The 16,400-nt window shown below is 33.7% G+C and carries 30 protein-coding genes and 3 pseudogenes; 31 read left to right on the plus strand and 2 right to left on the minus strand.

Annotated features, from left to right (window positions below; genetic code table 11):
* The 10 genes and pseudogenes from O3646_RS02140 (at window position 1) to O3646_RS02185 (ending at window position 5,031) form a co-directional block, all read left to right on the plus strand.
* Window positions 1-423: a hypothetical protein gene (locus tag O3646_RS02140; RefSeq protein ID WP_049514526.1), complete on the plus strand. Its 423-nt coding sequence runs from the start codon at window positions 1-3 to the stop codon at window positions 421-423.
* A gap of 30 nt (window positions 424-453) precedes the next feature.
* The gene (locus tag O3646_RS02145; RefSeq protein ID WP_049514528.1) at window positions 454-765 is read left to right on the plus strand and encodes a hypothetical protein; all 312 of its coding nucleotides are present in this window, start codon (window positions 454-456) and stop codon (window positions 763-765) included.
* A gap of 64 nt (window positions 766-829) precedes the next feature.
* Window positions 830-1,468 (plus strand): Imm43 family immunity protein, encoded by a 639-nt coding sequence (locus O3646_RS02150; protein ID WP_074324749.1) that lies wholly within the window; start codon window positions 830-832, stop codon window positions 1,466-1,468.
* 35 nt (window positions 1,469-1,503) lie between these two features.
* Complete coding sequence (locus tag O3646_RS02155) at window positions 1,504-1,905, plus strand: immunity 22 family protein (RefSeq protein WP_049512704.1); 402 nt, start codon at window positions 1,504-1,506, stop codon at window positions 1,903-1,905.
* 131 nt (window positions 1,906-2,036) lie between these two features.
* Window positions 2,037-2,168: pseudogene (locus O3646_RS02160) on the plus strand (RHS repeat-associated core domain-containing protein); the annotation flags it as partial.
* Between the two features lie 108 nt (window positions 2,169-2,276).
* On the plus strand, window positions 2,277-2,480 hold the full coding sequence (locus O3646_RS02165; RefSeq protein ID WP_049512706.1) for a hypothetical protein: 204 nt from the start codon (window positions 2,277-2,279) through the stop codon (window positions 2,478-2,480).
* Window positions 2,477-2,809 carry a hypothetical protein gene (locus O3646_RS02170; RefSeq protein WP_049512709.1) on the plus strand — a complete coding sequence of 111 codons (333 nt, stop codon included), beginning with the start codon at window positions 2,477-2,479 and terminating at the stop codon, window positions 2,807-2,809. Before O3646_RS02165 ends, O3646_RS02170 begins: the two co-directional genes overlap by 4 nt.
* 31 nt (window positions 2,810-2,840) lie before the next feature.
* Window positions 2,841-3,104 (plus strand): RHS repeat-associated core domain-containing protein, encoded by a 264-nt coding sequence (locus O3646_RS02175; protein WP_261674158.1) that lies wholly within the window; start codon window positions 2,841-2,843, stop codon window positions 3,102-3,104.
* Between the two features lie 328 nt (window positions 3,105-3,432).
* Window positions 3,433-4,008: a hypothetical protein gene (locus O3646_RS02180; RefSeq protein ID WP_049512711.1), complete on the plus strand. Its 576-nt coding sequence runs from the start codon at window positions 3,433-3,435 to the stop codon at window positions 4,006-4,008.
* A 393-nt stretch (window positions 4,009-4,401) separates the two neighbouring features.
* Window positions 4,402-5,031, plus strand: coding sequence for an Imm43 family immunity protein (locus O3646_RS02185; protein ID WP_371610461.1), 630 nt, complete (start codon window positions 4,402-4,404; stop codon window positions 5,029-5,031).
* Between the two features lie 199 nt (window positions 5,032-5,230).
* Here the strand turns inward: O3646_RS02185 and O3646_RS02190 are convergent, their stop codons facing one another.
* The gene (locus O3646_RS02190; RefSeq protein ID WP_049512624.1) at window positions 5,231-5,425 is read right to left on the minus strand and encodes a hypothetical protein; all 195 of its coding nucleotides are present in this window, start codon (window positions 5,423-5,425) and stop codon (window positions 5,231-5,233) included.
* A 130-nt stretch (window positions 5,426-5,555) separates the two neighbouring features.
* Here O3646_RS02190 and O3646_RS02195 point away from each other — a divergent pair, with 130 nt between their 5' ends.
* From O3646_RS02195 to O3646_RS02285, 19 genes and pseudogenes are all read left to right on the plus strand, one after another.
* Window positions 5,556-5,888 (plus strand): hypothetical protein, encoded by a 333-nt coding sequence (locus O3646_RS02195; RefSeq protein ID WP_049512626.1) that lies wholly within the window; start codon window positions 5,556-5,558, stop codon window positions 5,886-5,888.
* A gap of 372 nt (window positions 5,889-6,260) precedes the next feature.
* Window positions 6,261-6,716, plus strand: coding sequence for a hypothetical protein (locus O3646_RS02200; RefSeq protein ID WP_049512627.1), 456 nt, complete (start codon window positions 6,261-6,263; stop codon window positions 6,714-6,716).
* Between the two features lie 141 nt (window positions 6,717-6,857).
* Window positions 6,858-7,253: an SMI1/KNR4 family protein gene (locus O3646_RS02205; RefSeq protein ID WP_049512628.1), complete on the plus strand. Its 396-nt coding sequence runs from the start codon at window positions 6,858-6,860 to the stop codon at window positions 7,251-7,253.
* Window positions 7,254-7,334: 81 nt separating this feature from the next.
* Window positions 7,335-7,667 (plus strand): annotated as a pseudogene (locus tag O3646_RS02210) (hypothetical protein); the annotation flags it as partial.
* A 71-nt stretch (window positions 7,668-7,738) separates the two neighbouring features.
* A complete protein-coding gene (locus tag O3646_RS02215) occupies window positions 7,739-8,116 on the plus strand; it encodes a hypothetical protein (protein ID WP_074324746.1) in 378 nt (125 codons plus the stop codon).
* A gap of 193 nt (window positions 8,117-8,309) precedes the next feature.
* Window positions 8,310-8,798, plus strand: coding sequence for a hypothetical protein (locus O3646_RS02220; protein ID WP_371610462.1), 489 nt, complete (start codon window positions 8,310-8,312; stop codon window positions 8,796-8,798).
* Between the two features lie 23 nt (window positions 8,799-8,821).
* Window positions 8,822-9,226: an NTF2 fold immunity protein gene (locus O3646_RS02225; protein ID WP_049512634.1), complete on the plus strand. Its 405-nt coding sequence runs from the start codon at window positions 8,822-8,824 to the stop codon at window positions 9,224-9,226.
* Window positions 9,227-9,370: 144 nt separating this feature from the next.
* The gene (locus O3646_RS02230) at window positions 9,371-9,952 is read left to right on the plus strand and encodes an Imm26 family immunity protein (RefSeq protein ID WP_049512636.1); all 582 of its coding nucleotides are present in this window, start codon (window positions 9,371-9,373) and stop codon (window positions 9,950-9,952) included.
* A gap of 210 nt (window positions 9,953-10,162) precedes the next feature.
* Window positions 10,163-10,564: a hypothetical protein gene (locus tag O3646_RS02235; protein ID WP_049512638.1), complete on the plus strand. Its 402-nt coding sequence runs from the start codon at window positions 10,163-10,165 to the stop codon at window positions 10,562-10,564.
* A gap of 207 nt (window positions 10,565-10,771) precedes the next feature.
* Window positions 10,772-11,332 (plus strand): DUF4303 domain-containing protein, encoded by a 561-nt coding sequence (locus tag O3646_RS02240; protein WP_049512639.1) that lies wholly within the window; start codon window positions 10,772-10,774, stop codon window positions 11,330-11,332.
* A complete protein-coding gene (locus tag O3646_RS02245) occupies window positions 11,286-11,552 on the plus strand; it encodes an RHS domain-containing protein (protein ID WP_080984147.1) in 267 nt (88 codons plus the stop codon). Before O3646_RS02240 ends, O3646_RS02245 begins: the two co-directional genes overlap by 47 nt.
* Window positions 11,553-11,705: 153 nt before the next feature.
* Window positions 11,706-12,134 (plus strand): SMI1/KNR4 family protein, encoded by a 429-nt coding sequence (locus O3646_RS02250; protein WP_049512641.1) that lies wholly within the window; start codon window positions 11,706-11,708, stop codon window positions 12,132-12,134.
* A gap of 358 nt (window positions 12,135-12,492) precedes the next feature.
* Complete coding sequence (locus O3646_RS02255; RefSeq protein ID WP_152907023.1) at window positions 12,493-12,735, plus strand: hypothetical protein; 243 nt, start codon at window positions 12,493-12,495, stop codon at window positions 12,733-12,735.
* 5 nt (window positions 12,736-12,740) lie between these two features.
* A complete protein-coding gene (locus O3646_RS02260; protein ID WP_004694811.1) occupies window positions 12,741-12,986 on the plus strand; it encodes a hypothetical protein in 246 nt (81 codons plus the stop codon).
* 123 nt (window positions 12,987-13,109) lie between these two features.
* Window positions 13,110-13,570 (plus strand): annotated as a pseudogene (locus O3646_RS02265) (glycohydrolase toxin TNT-related protein).
* Window positions 13,571-13,574: 4 nt separating this feature from the next.
* Window positions 13,575-13,814, plus strand: a complete 240-nt coding sequence (locus tag O3646_RS02270) for a hypothetical protein (protein WP_049512646.1) — start codon at window positions 13,575-13,577, stop codon at window positions 13,812-13,814.
* 166 nt (window positions 13,815-13,980) lie between these two features.
* Complete coding sequence (locus O3646_RS02275; RefSeq protein ID WP_303942425.1) at window positions 13,981-14,322, plus strand: hypothetical protein; 342 nt, start codon at window positions 13,981-13,983, stop codon at window positions 14,320-14,322.
* Between the two features lie 46 nt (window positions 14,323-14,368).
* Entirely contained in the window at window positions 14,369-14,797 is a 429-nt protein-coding gene (locus tag O3646_RS02280; protein WP_371610463.1) for a hypothetical protein, read from the plus strand.
* 358 nt (window positions 14,798-15,155) lie between these two features.
* The gene (locus O3646_RS02285; protein WP_070678959.1) at window positions 15,156-15,608 is read left to right on the plus strand and encodes a hypothetical protein; all 453 of its coding nucleotides are present in this window, start codon (window positions 15,156-15,158) and stop codon (window positions 15,606-15,608) included.
* A gap of 72 nt (window positions 15,609-15,680) precedes the next feature.
* Here the strand turns inward: O3646_RS02285 and O3646_RS02290 are convergent, their stop codons facing one another.
* Entirely contained in the window at window positions 15,681-15,833 is a 153-nt protein-coding gene (locus tag O3646_RS02290) for a hypothetical protein (RefSeq protein WP_371610464.1), read from the minus strand.
* Here O3646_RS02290 and O3646_RS02295 point away from each other — a divergent pair.
* Together O3646_RS02295 and O3646_RS02300 are read left to right on the plus strand one after the other, a co-directional pair.
* Window positions 15,795-15,884, plus strand: a complete 90-nt coding sequence (locus tag O3646_RS02295) for an RHS repeat-associated core domain-containing protein (RefSeq protein WP_371610511.1) — start codon at window positions 15,795-15,797, stop codon at window positions 15,882-15,884. The two genes, O3646_RS02290 and O3646_RS02295, sit on opposite strands and share 39 nt — an antisense overlap.
* 145 nt (window positions 15,885-16,029) lie before the next feature.
* A complete protein-coding gene (locus O3646_RS02300; protein ID WP_371610465.1) occupies window positions 16,030-16,305 on the plus strand; it encodes a hypothetical protein in 276 nt (91 codons plus the stop codon).
* Window positions 16,306-16,400 lie beyond the last annotated feature (95 nt).

Consider the following 16,400-nt stretch of genomic DNA (forward strand, 5'->3'; position numbering starts at 1 on the left):
ATGAATCAAATTAAATTATTTATACAACAAAAAAACATTGTCATCAATAATCTCTCCTTAAACTTTAATGATATTAAAGACATTAAAGAAAAAACTAAATTAATAAATTTTAAAAATATACAAGAAGGTATTTATTTATTTCAAGAAAATATTTATTACCTTGGAGAAGAAGGAAAAATATTTATCGACATATACAAAAAGGAAATTGATATCTTATTTAATGACTATTTTTATTTAACTAAAAACATCTTAGAATCAAAAATTATTCAAAATTTTCTTAATTTATATCCTCCTTTAAAATCATATTGTGTACTAAAAAGTGCTCCAGTACTCGAATTTAAAGGCCCTGAATTGGCATGGAATTCCCTTTTGTTCATCTATGACTCCAAACAGGCGTCAATAAGGCTGAATATTTCATTCTAAAATACTACAGTAAAATAATAAGAAGTATTTATGAAAAAACCATACGAAATACACTCAGATTTTTTTAAGAAAATGATTGCTTCAGGCTGGTATGAGAATAGAGAAATTATTTTAGATTCTCTACCCCACCATTTAGAGGAGTTACCTGATAATGTAAAAAAATTTCTAAGAGAAATATGGTATTTAACAATTAGTTATGACGCTTATTATCGTAGTAATGGACGCATCTTTCTATCTACGGTACTGCATAACTTTGGAGAAACCATATCATGGTCGATTACAGGCACAAGCGCGACGGCGTTTACGAAATTTACAAGAAAGGTTAAAAAAACGTTTGAGTAAGTCCATATCTGTTGGAGGATGTTCATCTACCAACTCGCCCAAACGATTAGATTAGGAGGATATTATGAAGAAATTGATGGTGTGGGGATATAGCGCACAAAGTTTAGATGAGTTAGCGAAAAGAAAAGTGCCTAAGGTTTCCTTAGGGGAAGTAGGAATATCAGAGGAATTCAACCCTAAAAAAACGCATCCTGATTTTGACTTTCCATGGAGTTGGTTCGTAAAGGGGCAAGAAATTCCTCCAATGCCTGAAAAGGTTTATGTCTGCTTAAAGAAAGCAAGGAGTGTTACTTTTGATTTTCTACCTTATGGCTACAACTTCTTTATCATGTCAGCACGTTTTTTGGAATTTATTAAAAAATATGGCTTTAATTATAATTTTGGTATGAGCGAAGCGATTATTGTCAATACAAAAGGCGAGCTATTGACAAATGAAGTCTATTATTTGGTAAGAATAGTTAGCTGGGAAATTGAGGATGAAATTGTTTACCCGGATTTAGGAAGAGATGAAAAAGGTTTTTCGCTGGAGGCATATACTAATTCGGATAAGGATATTTTGCTGTCTTCCAAGTATAAGTATATGGAAGCATTAATGGTGTCAGAAAATTTAAAAGAAAAAATATTGGAAAACTTTTCTTTGCCTTTTCTTTATTCTTTGGAAGAGTGGAAGGAATTGAACAATTTAGACAGTTTTTGGGATTAATAAAATATATAACATTTTGAATTATGAGGTATTATATGATTGAAACAACTAAAGATATGATTTCTGTGTGGATGGGGACATCTTTTAAAACACCTGATGAGTTTAATGAATATACAGATGGAATGGAGGACTCAGATTCTCATTGTCCAGCTTTTGCAGATTTTGGAGTTTCATTTATTGATTCTGATTATTTTGTGGCATTCCAGACAGATAATGGAGAAATTGTACCAGTTGAAGTGTTAGCAGAAGAAGTTGGGGCACACTCCAATAAAGTTATAAAAGATATTGTGAAAGTAGCAAAAGAGAAAGGAATAAATGAAGGTAATTCTTTATATTACTATTCTAATGCAACATTTTATGAGGAAAATCTAGATAAACTTTACAATGATCTGAAGTTTATAGGAACTTTTAAAGACCCAAGAAAAAAATATCGCTAGTGATAGTGAAATATTAGTCAGGATATCCACCCGTACGGCAGATATACCTATATCTACATCGATTCCGACAGCTACGAACCTTTAGCTCAAATCTTTGACGACGCCAAAGACGGTAAAAGCAGTATTATGATGAAGAGACCGGGCTGCACTATAACCTGATGCGTTATTACGATCCTGAAGCAGGTCGGTTTGTGAATCAGGATCCGATTGGGGTGTTTGGTGGAGAGAATCTGTATCAGTTTGCATCGAATATCACGGAGTAGATTGATCCTCTTGGGCTTAAAAAGAAAGCCTCTTCTCTAAACCCTAAATTTGTATCTACTAAATCAACAGGTAGAATTAATCCTCGGAATGCTCTTGAAAGAAAAATTATGGTTCAAGTCAAAAAGCGATCTGAAAAAGGAAATGTGATAATTAGGGCGGACCAAATTGGCGATCGATGTTATACAGGGAAAAGTTGGAATAAAACAGAAGAAAAAATAGATGGGGTTACTATTCACTATATGGCAAAATTTGATAAAGCTGGAAAAATGACATATGTTACTGATTATAAATTTAAAAAGAGGTTTTTATGAATAAATTCATTTACAAAAATGCTTCTGATATTACCAGTCACTGGGAATTATGCAATCAAAATAAATATCCTTTTATTACAGTTAATAATATTGATAGGAATTTTAATGAAATATTTTTTGATATAACTAATATAAGCAATAAATTAGAAGAAGTTTCTAACTCCATAAGAGAAATATCCTCTTGTTATAATAAATTTTTTTTAATCCCTGACTATATAACAGAACGATATGAATCACAATATTATTACTTTGAATTTCCTGTTATAAATACTCACTCTGAACTTATTGCAAATCAGCTTTTTGATTATTTACTTGACAACATAAGCTAGAGCCTATTCTTGTAGCATATCACAAGGCCGTCTGAAAGAAGAAACCAAGGTAACGGATAGCGCATACCAGCCTTTCCGCCTACAAAACCAGTATGCCGACCGTGAGACGGGGCTGCATTACAATCTGATGCGTTATTACGAGCCAGAGGCCGGACGGTTTGTGAATCAGGACCCGATTGGGTTGTTAGGTGGAGAGAATCTGTATCAGTTTGCTCCGAATGCGCAGGAATGGCTTGATGTTTGGGGAATGTGCCCGACCAACAAAAAAAACCAAATAAACCTAAACCGCTGTTAAAGAATTTATTCAAACGTTGGAAAAGAGGCGAGCGTATTGATTAACCATTACCTAACGGTGATATGCCATCTTGGGATGTTATTAGGTCAAGATACTGGAAAAATAGGTATTTAGCCTCGAAAAGTACAGGAGAATTTTCTCCTGCAAATATGAGTAGAATAAAAAGAGGATGTGCTCCTTTAAATGCAAATGGAAATCCCATGGAGTTGCATCATCATGTGCCACAACGCTTATGTCGTGCAGATAGGCATAGTCCTTTTAATTTGAGAAAAGTAACTATAGAACGACATGCAGCGCTTGACCCTTATAGGAATCTAGGAGATTAGCTATGAAAGCAATAGAAATTTTAAAGAATTTTGTGGAAGAAAAATTATCAACTGAAGAATTGGAAATGGCGTTGTCTTCCAATCAAGAATTAATTTCCCTGTTGGAAAGTACTAAAGCCAAACCTTATATGAATAGTAATTCCACTTATGAATATTTAATTAGTCAGGATTTGACATCTCTTGATTCAAAGTTGAATTTGATGGATATTTTCAGGGAAATTTTAGATTACAAGCATATCCCGTACTCTTCGAATTCAACGACAGAAAAAAAATTCGATTTAATTTTGGAGGCTATTCCTAACTGGATACCTGCTGATATGGGTTATTTAAATTTCTTGTATGATAAGTACAAACCTAAGACAGCGACCACTTTAAAAAAGATTATTAAGGAACATTTCATTTGTATGGATAAATATCCCAAATGGTTACAGGAGCCTGATTGGCCTATCGTCGACAATATTCCTGCAATGTTTCTAGGGCAGTTAGATATAACAAAGTTGAAGCATGATACTACTTATCTATACATTTTTTGGGATAAAAAATTAGACAGATACATAGAAATAATACAGTCTCTATAAATGGGAAAACCGTAGCAGGCTGTAGCCTGCATGAAACTTCTAGCAAGCCTTAGCTTGTACAAAACCTCCAGTCCTGACGTAGGGGGTATGCACGCACGCGGTTTTTCAATTTTCAGACGACCTCTACCAAATTGCCACCCCCGACAGCGGCGAACGGCTGCTGTTTGCCAAAGTCGATTCTGGCAAACAGCGATTTAACCGCCATTTATGGACGTGAAGGCAAAAAACTAGCGGTTTCGCCTACCGCAACCATATCATGGTCGATTACAGGCACAAGCGCGACGGCGTGTACGAAATTTACAAGAAAGGTTAAAAAAACGTTTGAGTAATTCCATATCTGTTGGAGGATATTCATCTACTAACTCACCAAAACGATTAGATTAGGAGGATTTTATGAAAAAATTACTAGTATGGGGATATGCCCTACAAAGCATGGATAAAGCGGGAAAAATGGGGTTACCACGTGTAGGCAGTGGTGTTCTAGGTATATCAGAGAAGTTTAACCCTAAAAAAACGCATCCTGATTTTGACTTTCCATGGAGTTGGTTCGTAAAGGGACAAGAAATTCCTCCAATGCCTGAAAAGGTTTATGTCTGCTTAAAGAAAGCAAGAGGTGTTACTTTTGATTTTCTTCCATATAATGATTTCTTTATCATGTCAGCGCGTTTTTTGGAATTTATTAAAAAATACGGGTTTGATCATGATTTTGGAATGAGTAAAGCAATTATTGTCAATACAAAAGGTGAGTTATTGACGAATGAAGTCTATTATTTAGTAAGAATAGTTGATTGGGAAATTCAGGATGAAATTGTTTACCCAGATTTAGCATTAGATGAAGATAATTTTTCACTGGAGGCATTTACTAATTCAGATAAGGATATTTTATTGTCTACCAATTATAATTATTCAGGAGCATTCATGGTGTCAGAAAATTTAAAAGAAAAAATATTGGAAAACTTTTCTTTGCCTTTTCTTTATTCTTTGGAAGACTGGAAGGAATTAAATAATTCAGACTTTTTTTAGGATTAATATAAATCAAAAAAGTGTTGGATGAACTTTTTTCCATCCCAACATCTACTCACTCTCTCGTGGGAGAGGGCAAAACGACTGCCTCAACCAACTGACCGCCCACATCGACGGACTCGGTGCCAAAACCGCCTACGAACTCGCAGTGGACGGACTACCGCTCAAACGCACCCACTTCGTCTGGGACGGAACGCGATTACTTCAGGAGTATACCTACAAAGGCAGCTACACCTATATCTACACCGACCAAGACAGCTACGAACCGCTGGATCAAGTCTTTCACAACAACCAAGACGAAGCACACTACCTTAGCTATTTCCACAACGACCAAATCGACATACCGAGGGAGATGACCGACATTCATGGCAATCTGGTTTGGCTTGAGCTGCATTTTGATCCGGATCTATTGAATAGAATTACAAGAGTCATGGGGGCAATGTCTGAAGGTGTCAGAAAGGAGCTAGAAAGATGGGAATTTTGCGTAGAGTAATTACTTCTTTAAAAAGATAGGAGTTGAATCAATGGAGCCTAAAGAATTAACATCTGAAATTTTACTGGAAAGTGTTTTAGAATGTACAAATTTTGTAGTAAATGAGATACCAAATTTATACAGTGCAGTAATGGAAAGATTAAAAAAAGACGATGAATTATTTTTCATGAATTTTGTTGAAGATGAGAATGAGCAGAATGATTATTATGGATATGTTTATAATAAAACGAATAGAAAAATATACGAATATGCGTTCCATGATGACAAATTAGTGAAAAATAGGAAGTTGTCTCTTATTGAAAAGAAAATTGGAGAGTTAACAACGAAAGATATTCTTGAATTATCTATAATAAATTTACTGTAATCTCTAAATATAGCTATGTTTGCTCTTGTACTTTTATGTAAGTGAGCAGAAGCAAGTCCTAGTTTGTATGAAACTCCTATTCCTGACGTAGATTTGTGTGTAGAACAGGTACGTGGTTTCTGTTGTTCAGACGACCTTTGCTAAGTTGCGTTTAACCGCCGCTACGCTTACATCATAGAGGATATAACCAAACAATTATGGAAATAGTAGATAATATTGATAAAAATTCTAAATGTGATAGAGAAAGGCTAGAAAAATTCAATTATTACAATCCAAAATTCATAAGGCACTTAAGTCAGGAAGTATGTCTTTATATAAACTGACAACAAAACAAGATTGGATTAATTATTTAACATAATAAGGAGTAGCATTATGAATATAATGTTAGAATTTATAAAAAATAATCTATTAGAAGTATCAGGTAATTTTCAAAACAGCCGATGGAAAATTATTCAAGATATTTCAGTAGCACAAAGATATGCAAATCAGCAGTATGATTTAGAGACTGTTTGGGCGGATTCGCGTGAATCGAACTCACTAATTTTAAAGCTATCTACAGATGAAGATGACAATTTTTGGGATGAATATGCTGTTCCTGCAATTGAAAAAAAATTAAATTCCTTGAACTTAGAGGAGGGATTAAAAGATAGTTTATTTAGTGATATAGATGCCGATTTATTTAATTGTTATTTAAATAACAAATATAAGAAAAATCATCCTTTTTGGAATATGATAGAAGATGCTTATTTTAAAGGATTTTGGCCTTGTGGATGGGAAGGTAAATATCCTGAGGGGAAGCTTGTCGTTTTTAAATTAAACTATGCTTAAATAAAAAACATCCTTCAGCAAGAAGACCTGGAGGTTATATAACCTATGACGTGGATTCCCATGGCAGATTGAGCCCCAAGCAAATTAAACAAGCACTAAGTCAAAGTTACAAGTATTTCAAAGAACAAGGAGCACTTTAAAATGAATAAACATGAATTAGAAGCCTTATATACTCTAAATGATCCTGCTACTAGCCAAGCTATAAAAATGTTACCTCCAGAGTGGCATAGTTTATATCCTTCATATCTTCAATTTTTAGAACTAAGCAATGGATTATTTGGAGATGAGATAACCCTTTTGGAGGCCGAAGATATCCAACAAAGGAATATTGACTATGAAGTAAAAGAATATTTGCCGAATTTTCTTATGATTGGAGATAATGGTGGAGGGGTTGCCATTCTGATGGATAATAAAAATCAAAATATTTTTGCTGTCGGCATGGGAGTAATGAGTGAAGACTCCTTAGAAAAAATATCATCTTCTTTAGAAGACTTTCTATTAGTAAAAAAAGGATTGTTTAATTATTTAGAAAACTAGTTCTAGCCCGCGCACCCCAAAAACACAGGTTGGGTACAACCAAGTAATCCGTATCCAGTATGAAACTTCTTCAGGTATTACGAGCCTGATGCGGATCTGTTTGTGAATCAGGATCCGATTGGGTTGTTGGGTGGGGAGATTTTGTATTGGTTTGCACCTAATACAACGAAATGGAATGATCCATTAGGACTAATGAACAAATGTGATAATTGTTCAAAAACTGGAGTAGACATAAACCTTGTGCAAAGGAAACCAGTAACATTAGTTGCTTGTCAAACAGGAAAAGGGGACAATTCATTTGCTCAAAAATTGGCTAATGAATTAAAAGCACCTATACGTGGTGCAACAGAAAATGTTAGTGCAGTTACAGGAGAGGTTTTAAATGGAGGTAAATATGTTACATTTAAGCCATAAAATCCTTAAACTTATTTTTTTAAAGTATTTTTCTAACGTCTTATAATAACTCATACAGTAAGGATAGAGACATGAAATCTAATGCCAACATTTCAATAAATGACAGTATGTATATTTCTAAAACTGATCTGGAAAAGTTAAAAATTGATGCTTCCTCTGGCAATAGTCAAGCAGCATCAAAATTAGCTAATTATTTTGCTTTTTATGAATTTAACAATGATAAATTTATATTTTGGTTAATTCGATCAGCCGAATTAGGTAATACTCAAGCACAATATGATTTGGCCTATATATTCTTTGATCATTACCAAGACAGTAAAGACAAAAACAAATTAGACGAAGCGGAAAAATGGGCTCTACTTGCTCAAAAAAATGGGATGTCTATTACTAACCTACTCACTGATATACATCGAGAGATTGATATTGCTCAAGAAGGATTAAGAAACTAAAGCTCAAAGAAAACGATTAAGAAAAGAAGCCAAGAAATTTCTTAGAAAATTGAAAAAAGCAGGTAAGAAATGCCCTTAAATTATTAGGAGAATTTAAATTAAAAAAAACGGATACGTTAATTTTAACTTTTTAGATAGTAAACCCAATATAAATAATATATTAGTTGGGCTAGATTTAGACTATTCAAATAAAGTGATAGCACCAGATGGTCATGAGTTAGCATTGATTGCTTTTATGCCAATTGAAAATTTATTGACTATTGCACCTCAATTTAAAACAGATTTTCAGGATAAGGAATATAAAGATAAAGTAATTTACGTTTTTTCTTATTACGATAAAGAAGATTATTTTCTTGACTACATTACTGAAATTGACGATGCTATTCAAGGATACACGAAAGTTATCATCGGAGATAAAAATCAGTTCAAGTTTAACCTAGATAAATTTTATCCAATTAATCCTATTGAGAATTCAGATGAAATGAGTTTTTTAGGAGGACAACCTGAATATTTACAACAAGAGAGTGATGATTTTCTAGAAAAATATATTTTCATAGGTCAAATTTTAGGAATGGATCTACCTGAAAAAGTAAATGAAATTTTTTATCTAACTGAGAACATAGGATATATTTTTATAAATCGAGATCTATCTGGTGGATTATTCTTCGTACAGACGACTTAAACAAAACTAAAAAGGATTGAATTATGAATGAAAGTATTGAAACAGTATTAAATAGTTTTCTGATGGAAATGTATAAATGGGAAGACAATGCTAATAAGCATATTGATGCAGGCACAGATATTCCTGATGAGATATTGAAACAAACACTAAAGGAAATATACGATAAATACCTAACAGATAAACCAAGAAAAATGGGAAAGTTAGAATGTATGACTGTTAACTACCCTCCAACATTCAATCCAAATAACGAGAAAATCATTGAAATAGAAGAAAAAGGTAGCTCTATAACTGTAAAAAGTGATGTTCTTTACGCTGGAATGGAAGTACAAAGACTTTATAAATTCAAAAAACAGGCAGGTCTCTGGAAATTAGATAATGTAAAAGAATTTGATAGTTATGATGGGAAATGGCATTCTATACATATCTAAATTCAAGTAATTAGCAAGCCGTAGCCGCATGAATCCTCCAATCCCGACGTAAAGTGTGTGCGGTACGTGCGCACACGGGTTCTGCTTTTCAGATGGCCTCTACGATGCCAAAAGACAGAAAGCAATAGTTAAAGGAAAAGTATTATGAAAATATTTAATTGGGAAAAAAACAAGACTTTATATAGATATCTTAAGAATGGTGATTTATTTTGTTTTAAAATAGCCGATAAATTATTCGGTTACGGTAGAATAATCGCTAAAAATAAACTTGGTGCCACTGTAGGAATTTTTGATTTGTTTACTTCAAGCCCAGTTGAGTCATTTGATTATAAAAATGCTGGAAATTACCCAATCCTATTCAAAACTGTTTTAGACTGTCATACCTTATTTGAATCAAAGCTAGAGTCAGACTGGCGGATAATTGCTCAAGATCCCGATTACCAAGATCCAATCCCAAGTGAAATTACTTCCATTAATCCTGCTTTAGAAGTGGCTCACAATGCAGATTTTTCCATTGCACAAAAAATAGATGAAGAGGAAGGTAAACAAAGAATACTCGAGAGAATTGAATTACGTGAAACACCAAGAAGTCATTATCATATCCTAAGTCTGCTGATTCGTTATAAACCAGAAATTTTTAATTTACCTATTGAATCATTTGCAGAATTTGGAGATTTTATTTCGGATGAGTTTCAAAAAATTCACCACCGGAATTTAAAAGCGTGAAAAGCAAGCCGTAGCCTGCATGAAACCTTCAGTCCCAACGTAGCAAGCTGTAGCCCGCACAAAACCTCCAATCCCGATGTAGGGTGTGTGCGGTACGCACAGGTACACAAGGTCTTATATATCCAGGAGGATCATTACAATTTATAGTGCATTCAGAAGAGGTTCAAAAAGTTAAATCGAAAAAATTAAAAGAAAGGGAAAGTTTTAGAAATGCCTAAGTTAAAAATTTTTCTTGAAACTCCTTTAGACTTTCAAGAAAAAAATTTTTTTGACAAATGGGAAGTTAGTTACCTTGATTTGATGGAAGTTAATCAAGGTTCTCCCCTAGTTGGAAGTCTGTCCATTAACGGTCAAGTTATTATTAAAGAACAGGGATTTGGAGGGCCTTTGTTGTATTTCAATAGAAAAATATATATTCCAGTTTTCATAAGACGATTTTGCGTTGTTGGATTTAGGCTTGCAATATTAAGTTTAGATGATTTATCAATTGAGTATATTGGAGGTATCGAAGACTTGGTTTATCTGAAAGAGATAAAAGATAATAGAATTTATTTCTATACAGATATATATAAAAGCACAGAAAAGAATTTAACTTTATATGAACAAATATAACTCAAGGCTATGCTGTAAACAGCATAACCAAAGGACTTCCATATTAATTAAAAAAATAGTAAATTAAGTATAACAAAGTTCAAGCAGATAGATATATGAGCAAGCAATTAACTAGAATTGGTAGTAAGGTTTTTGTAAAATACGGATCACGTAGTAAATGTGCATAGAAACTGATTGATAACAAAAATTTATAAAAGGAAAATTAAAATGAGTATTTTAAGTAATTATATAATTCAAGATTTGATCCAGAATGTATCTAAAGGAGTTACAGAGACATTTAAATTTGTATCAGAAAGATATAATTCTAATGATGTTTTTGCCTATACATTATATATTGATGACTATTGTTCATATCTGGGGTGGGCTGCTAACACTATTTCTCATTACAAAGAATTAAAGAAGAATCTGCCAGTTGAAGAACATTCTTTTGTAAAATGGTATTATTCAGAATTTGAAATAGGCACAGGTGAAGTCCCCGAAGAAATTGATAAAATATTTAACCAAAATATTCAAGAAATTTTAGATAATATTCAAAAATTATTAGATGAAGATTTTGAAGTTGTTCAAGCAAATGTATATGATGCTATTATCGAAGGATTTAAATTAGCATTAACTGAGATGGATAAAAATAAGATAAAAAATATAATATTTTATGTTTCTCTTGCAGATAGTGATAATGCTGAAATTATGGAAAATTATTCTGCTGAGCAATTGAATTCATATGAAAAGTTCATTACGTTCAAAAACAGATTTCAAAGCAAGCCGTAGCCCGTATGAAACCTCCAATCTCGATGTAAAGTGTGCGCGGTACGCACAGGTACACAACCGGATCAACGAAGAAGACGAAAGACGCCAACAAACCCACTACTTTTACTGCGACCAAACCGGCATCCCAAGAGAGATGACCGATAAAGACGGCAACCTCTTGTGGTTCGGCGAATACACCGCATGGAAAAATCACTATAAATGTAAAAGTTATCTAACATAATGGTAATCAAAAAGGTAAATGTGTAGGAAATGACAGTGTCAGACAGGATTTTTGAAATTGCCGTAGAGAATATTGGAAATATAGAGCCAGAAAAAAGTTAAGACGTAGAGACCTAAAAGCAGGTAAGTCTTATTAGTTTAATAAGGAGGATTTATGTTAAACAAATTTGTTTTAGAGCAGTTAATTGCTTTCTTTCAAAAAAATCCAGTCGCTCAAGGAAAGCCAACAACTGATGATGAGGTCCTCAATGTAGAGAAATCACTTAATGTTAAGTTAGATGAGGATTTTAAAGAATTTACAATGAGATTTGGTGGGTGTGTCGTTAGGGATGCTCAAATATATGGAATACATAATTCCGAATTTCTTGGGGAAGATACAATTATTGATTTAAATAAAGAATTTTCCGATTATCTTAAAGATGGCAAAAGTAATTTAATAATTGGCACTGATGGCTGGGGAAATCCTATTTATATTTCCCCATCTAAAACGGTAATGATTTACAATCAAGACACTGATGAATTGCTAACTCTAGCAGCTAATTTTTCAGATTATTTAGAGAAAATTCTTAAAAAACAAATTTAGTAAACTATTTAAACTCAGACCATTTCAGACGGTCTCGATACCTCTTTGAAGTAGTCTGAAAACCAGTATGCCGACCTCGAGACGGGCTGCATTACAACTTCTTCAGGTATTACGAGCCTAATGAGGGTCGGTTTGTCAATCAGGAGCCGATTGGATTGATAGGTGGGAGAATCTTTATTGGTTTGCGCTTAATGGGCAAGATTGGCTAGATCCTTTAGGTTTGGATAAATGATGTGAAAATAGCAAAGTTAAAACAGAACCAAACACAGCATTTTTTTGGTCAGGTAGAACAGATGGTATTGGTGGACAACATATTGCTGCCGATATTGCCAAATCTAATGGAGGAACAACATCAGAAATGTTAATTGAAGCTAGAAAAATTATCATGCCTACGTGGGATCAAAATTACCAAGCAAGCATTAAAGCATGGGAAGATATTTCATCAGAGTATGCAACATGCGCTTCTGGTACTGTAACAGGCGTTATTGGCAAAGATATGCGACCAGGAAATATATGGGAAAATAGAGAATTACCCGCTTTGAAGAACAATCCTAATATAGATCCTAAAACAAAGATTTCAACTGTTATATTTCAAAGGTAATTACTATGGATGATTTCGTAATTGAAAAAATTTCAAGAGGTATGTTAATTGTTTCTTTAAATGGACATGAAATTTCATTTGAAGGAGAAATGTTCTTTCCAAATAATGAGTTTCACTTTTCCCTATATGCGAAAACAGCAAAATTTACTAAGACCAACCAAATTTTAAGCAAGGAAGAGTTAGATAATATTTTAGAACATTTAAAAAAAGAATTTATTTTAAAAAATAGAGTATTAGACATAATTTTCTAAATTTAATTATCAACTGTAAAGTAGCCCAAGCAAGCCGTAGACCACATGAAACTTCCAATCCCGACGTAAGGTGTGCGGTATGCACACACACGGGTTCTACCTTTCAGACGAAGCGTAGCCTACATGGGTAGCAAGCGTAGCCTGCATGCCGTAGGGTGTGTGAATCAGAATCCGATTGGGTTGATAGGTGGGGCGAATCTGTATGCGTTTGCGCCTAATACAAATAAGTGGCTTGATGTCCTAGGTTTAAATAAAAATCTGCCCACACCATATTGGCCTCCCAATAGAGGCGCTTTAGGTGAAGTGAGGAGCATTACACTTCCAGTTGGCACCCTTGTTGATAGGTATGGTTATCAAGGAGGAACTTTTGTGTCTCCAGTAGGAACACCATACCCTATGAGAGCCTTCCTCCTAGTTCTAATCAAAAGCCTTATACCATATATAGGGTGCTGAAACCAATTAATAATGTAGCTGCATGTAAAGTTATGCCGTGGTTCGGAGAGATTGAATTAGGGACACAGTATGAATTGCCAAAATCTGTTAAAGCATATATAGAAGCTGGGCATCTAAAAGAGGTAAAATAGGAAAATGTTAAAAATTAATGAATTGAATTCATATCTTCAAAGTAAAGGAGTACCAGAAGATAGTTACTCAATCAATGAAGTAAATGATGAATCATTATGTATTATTGAAGAAAATAAAAAATGGCATATATTCTATTCTGAAAGAGGATTGAGAACCGAAGAATATTGTTACCAAGATGAACATTTGGCAATTCTATATTATATAAATCGGTTATCAAAAATGTTAAAATTTTCTTTTGAATGAAAAAAAGTAAACCGTCAACAAATCCGTTACTTCCACTGCGACCAAATCGGCATCCCAAGAGAGATGGCCGATAAGAACTGCAATCTGGTTTAGTTTGGGGATTATTACGGTTGGGTTGGAAAGTGGAGACAATTTATATGGTTTTGGACTGAATACGAAGGCGTGGGTGAACCCATTAGGCCTTGCTTCAAAAACAACTACAAAAATGCAACCATATAGATTTTCGGATGTTAGCGTAAAAGGAACTCATGTTGATATTTTTGTAGGAAATAAAAAAGTAACAGAAGCCCTTTTAACCTTAGATGATAAACGAGGATTAGTATGGAAACGTTTTGGTGATATGAAAAGTACTACTTCCAAAGAATTGAAAGCTGCTGATAAATTAATTTCTGAACTGAAAGACAACTCACAAATTATGTCATTAGCAAAAGATCATCTTAAAAAGACTCTGACTGATTTTGAAGGTGATTTAAATGACCCAAAAAGTACACTAGAAGTAAGGATATAGCTAAAAGAGAAATTGAAAAATTTAGGAAAATGTTAATGAGGTAATTATGGATATCATATCATTCTTAAAAACAGGTAGATTTAAAGATTTGTCTGTAGGTATGTCATATAGTAATTTTCAAAAGTTGAAACAATTCAAACATTCATCTAAATGGTTATACGATGACGATAATATAGAAAGTGCTTTTTCTATTTTTTGGAAGGGATTAGAAATTGGTTTTAGGGATGAAGTTATTTATTTACTATCAATAGATCCTTATTTTAAAGGTGTAACTATTGCTAAAAAATATAAAATTAATAGGAAATTAACTATTGAAAAGTTTGTAAAATATTTGTTTTTGGCCGATATTAAATGGGAATTTGTATCAAGGGAAGAGTGGGAACATGAGTGTGAGATAAAAACAGAAGGAGGAGTTTCTATTATTTTCACATTTGAATTAGATGGTGTAAGTATCTCTAAATTTTCAGTCTCATAAAAATAAACGTGATTAGGCCGAGCCTTCCCCGTAAGGTCCCCTTTTTTCAAATACAGAAAAAGCTAAAATCTACATCTTTCAACTATTTAGACGTTTTATATTGCTTATTAATTTATGCAAAACTAACAACAAGCGTAGGTCTGGTCTAGCAAGTCGCAGCCTACACAAAACCTTCAGTTCTGACGTAGGATATGTACGGTACGCACGTGGTTTCGCCTGTCTAAATCATATCAACGAATACGGAGAAAACAGCCAACAAACCCACTACTTCCACTACGACCGAAATCTGATTATGGTCATAATTGACATAGAAAATTTACATTTATTATCGTTTAACTTTATTGAGGAGGTGTATGCTATGAATTTAGATGCAGTTAACCCAGAATTAGAATCAAAAATTAATGATTTAGTTTGCGAAACTTATAATAAATCTTTTTTGGAACAAGAAAAATTACTAAAAGAAGCATTTGAGCTAATACCCAAGCCAGTAACTCAATGGGCGCATCCAACTACAATGGTTGCGATTGCCTTATTCGACTTATATTATAAAAATCAGAAATATGAACAGGCTGAAGAATGGCTGATTATTGCTTTAAGTGTTGCTGATTTAGGAACAACTAATGCAGGAACATACCTATTAGGCGGTCTTTTTTATTATGATATTGAAAAATATGATGATGCTTATAAATATTTCGATATTGCTTATAATGATGCCGGGTATTATCCATTTAGCATAGAAGACAAAAAATATTGGCAATTTTATAAGCAACGTAAAGAAGAATTAAATCCTAAGAAAAAAACCAAAAAGTAAGATTCGATATTTTCAGACGACCTTTTTTGTACCGTACTTAACCGCCGCTACGCCTACGACCCGTTCGGCATCTCAAGAGAGATGATCGACATCCACGGAAACCTCTTGTGGTTTGGCAACTACACCGGCTAGGGGCGTCTGAAAGATGAAACCAAGGTAACGGATAGCTCGTACCAGCACTTCTGCCTGCAAAACCAGTACGCTGACCGTGAGACGGGGCTGCATTACAATTTATTCAGGTATTACGCGCCGGATGCAGGGCGGTTTGTGAATTAGGAAAAGATTATGCTATGGGTAAAGCAACAGGATGTTGAAAAGGACATGATGATCCACAAGGAAAAGGACATGAAAAGTACCCGCACATAAGTATTAGACATCTGGATGGAAAAAAAGTGCGTATTGATATTATAGGAAAATAGATATGTTGAATTTAACTAATTTACAAACAAAAGGATATGATGAACTTATTGAAATTGATGGAGAAGTTGTTTATCAAGTGTTTGCTATTAAGAAAAGTAATGGAATTTATATTACATATTACTATACGGTACCCAAAATTAAATTGGATCAGGCCGAAGATTATGAGATAGAAGAATTCGATGAATTTAATGAATTTGAATTAGCTATAAGACATATACAATCAAAAGGTGCAAATCTATCAAGATTTAATGTATTTAAAGGTAACAAGCCTCTTTAAGACCATTTTTAGACCGTAGGTTGGGTCGAGACCCAACAAAACATCAAGGTCGTCTGAAATAGGAAACCAAGGTAACGGATAGTGCTTACCAACCG

Source organism: Streptococcus sp. 27098_8_148 (assembly GCF_041432105.1).
In the GTDB taxonomy this organism is placed as follows: Bacteria; Bacillota; Bacilli; order Lactobacillales; family Streptococcaceae; genus Streptococcus; species Streptococcus parasanguinis_AE.

Coding starts and splice junctions, on each gene's coding strand:
- O3646_RS02140 (WP_049514526.1), top strand. CDS start 1: ATGAATCAAATTAAATTATTTATACAACAAAAAAACATTGTCATCAAT.
- O3646_RS02145 (WP_049514528.1), top strand. CDS start 454: ATGAAAAAACCATACGAAATACACTCAGATTTTTTTAAGAAAATGATT.
- O3646_RS02150 (WP_074324749.1), top strand. CDS start 830: ATGAAGAAATTGATGGTGTGGGGATATAGCGCACAAAGTTTAGATGAG.
- O3646_RS02155 (WP_049512704.1), top strand. CDS start 1,504: ATGATTGAAACAACTAAAGATATGATTTCTGTGTGGATGGGGACATCT.
- O3646_RS02165 (WP_049512706.1), top strand. CDS start 2,277: ATGGTTCAAGTCAAAAAGCGATCTGAAAAAGGAAATGTGATAATTAGG.
- O3646_RS02170 (WP_049512709.1), top strand. CDS start 2,477: ATGAATAAATTCATTTACAAAAATGCTTCTGATATTACCAGTCACTGG.
- O3646_RS02180 (WP_049512711.1), top strand. CDS start 3,433: ATGAAAGCAATAGAAATTTTAAAGAATTTTGTGGAAGAAAAATTATCA.
- O3646_RS02185 (WP_371610461.1), top strand. CDS start 4,402: ATGAAAAAATTACTAGTATGGGGATATGCCCTACAAAGCATGGATAAA.
- O3646_RS02190 (WP_049512624.1), bottom strand. CDS start 5,425: ATGCAGCTCAAGCCAAACCAGATTGCCATGAATGTCGGTCATCTCCCT.
- O3646_RS02195 (WP_049512626.1), top strand. CDS start 5,556: ATGGAGCCTAAAGAATTAACATCTGAAATTTTACTGGAAAGTGTTTTA.
- O3646_RS02200 (WP_049512627.1), top strand. CDS start 6,261: ATGAATATAATGTTAGAATTTATAAAAAATAATCTATTAGAAGTATCA.
- O3646_RS02205 (WP_049512628.1), top strand. CDS start 6,858: ATGAATAAACATGAATTAGAAGCCTTATATACTCTAAATGATCCTGCT.
- O3646_RS02215 (WP_074324746.1), top strand. CDS start 7,739: ATGAAATCTAATGCCAACATTTCAATAAATGACAGTATGTATATTTCT.
- O3646_RS02225 (WP_049512634.1), top strand. CDS start 8,822: ATGAATGAAAGTATTGAAACAGTATTAAATAGTTTTCTGATGGAAATG.
- O3646_RS02230 (WP_049512636.1), top strand. CDS start 9,371: ATGAAAATATTTAATTGGGAAAAAAACAAGACTTTATATAGATATCTT.
- O3646_RS02235 (WP_049512638.1), top strand. CDS start 10,163: ATGCCTAAGTTAAAAATTTTTCTTGAAACTCCTTTAGACTTTCAAGAA.
- O3646_RS02240 (WP_049512639.1), top strand. CDS start 10,772: ATGAGTATTTTAAGTAATTATATAATTCAAGATTTGATCCAGAATGTA.
- O3646_RS02245 (WP_080984147.1), top strand. CDS start 11,286: ATGAAAAGTTCATTACGTTCAAAAACAGATTTCAAAGCAAGCCGTAGC.
- O3646_RS02250 (WP_049512641.1), top strand. CDS start 11,706: ATGTTAAACAAATTTGTTTTAGAGCAGTTAATTGCTTTCTTTCAAAAA.
- O3646_RS02255 (WP_152907023.1), top strand. CDS start 12,493: ATGTTAATTGAAGCTAGAAAAATTATCATGCCTACGTGGGATCAAAAT.
- O3646_RS02260 (WP_004694811.1), top strand. CDS start 12,741: ATGGATGATTTCGTAATTGAAAAAATTTCAAGAGGTATGTTAATTGTT.
- O3646_RS02270 (WP_049512646.1), top strand. CDS start 13,575: ATGTTAAAAATTAATGAATTGAATTCATATCTTCAAAGTAAAGGAGTA.
- O3646_RS02280 (WP_371610463.1), top strand. CDS start 14,369: ATGGATATCATATCATTCTTAAAAACAGGTAGATTTAAAGATTTGTCT.
- O3646_RS02285 (WP_070678959.1), top strand. CDS start 15,156: ATGAATTTAGATGCAGTTAACCCAGAATTAGAATCAAAAATTAATGAT.
- O3646_RS02290 (WP_371610464.1), bottom strand. CDS start 15,833: ATGCAGCCCCGTCTCACGGTCAGCGTACTGGTTTTGCAGGCAGAAGTG.
- O3646_RS02300 (WP_371610465.1), top strand. CDS start 16,030: ATGTTGAATTTAACTAATTTACAAACAAAAGGATATGATGAACTTATT.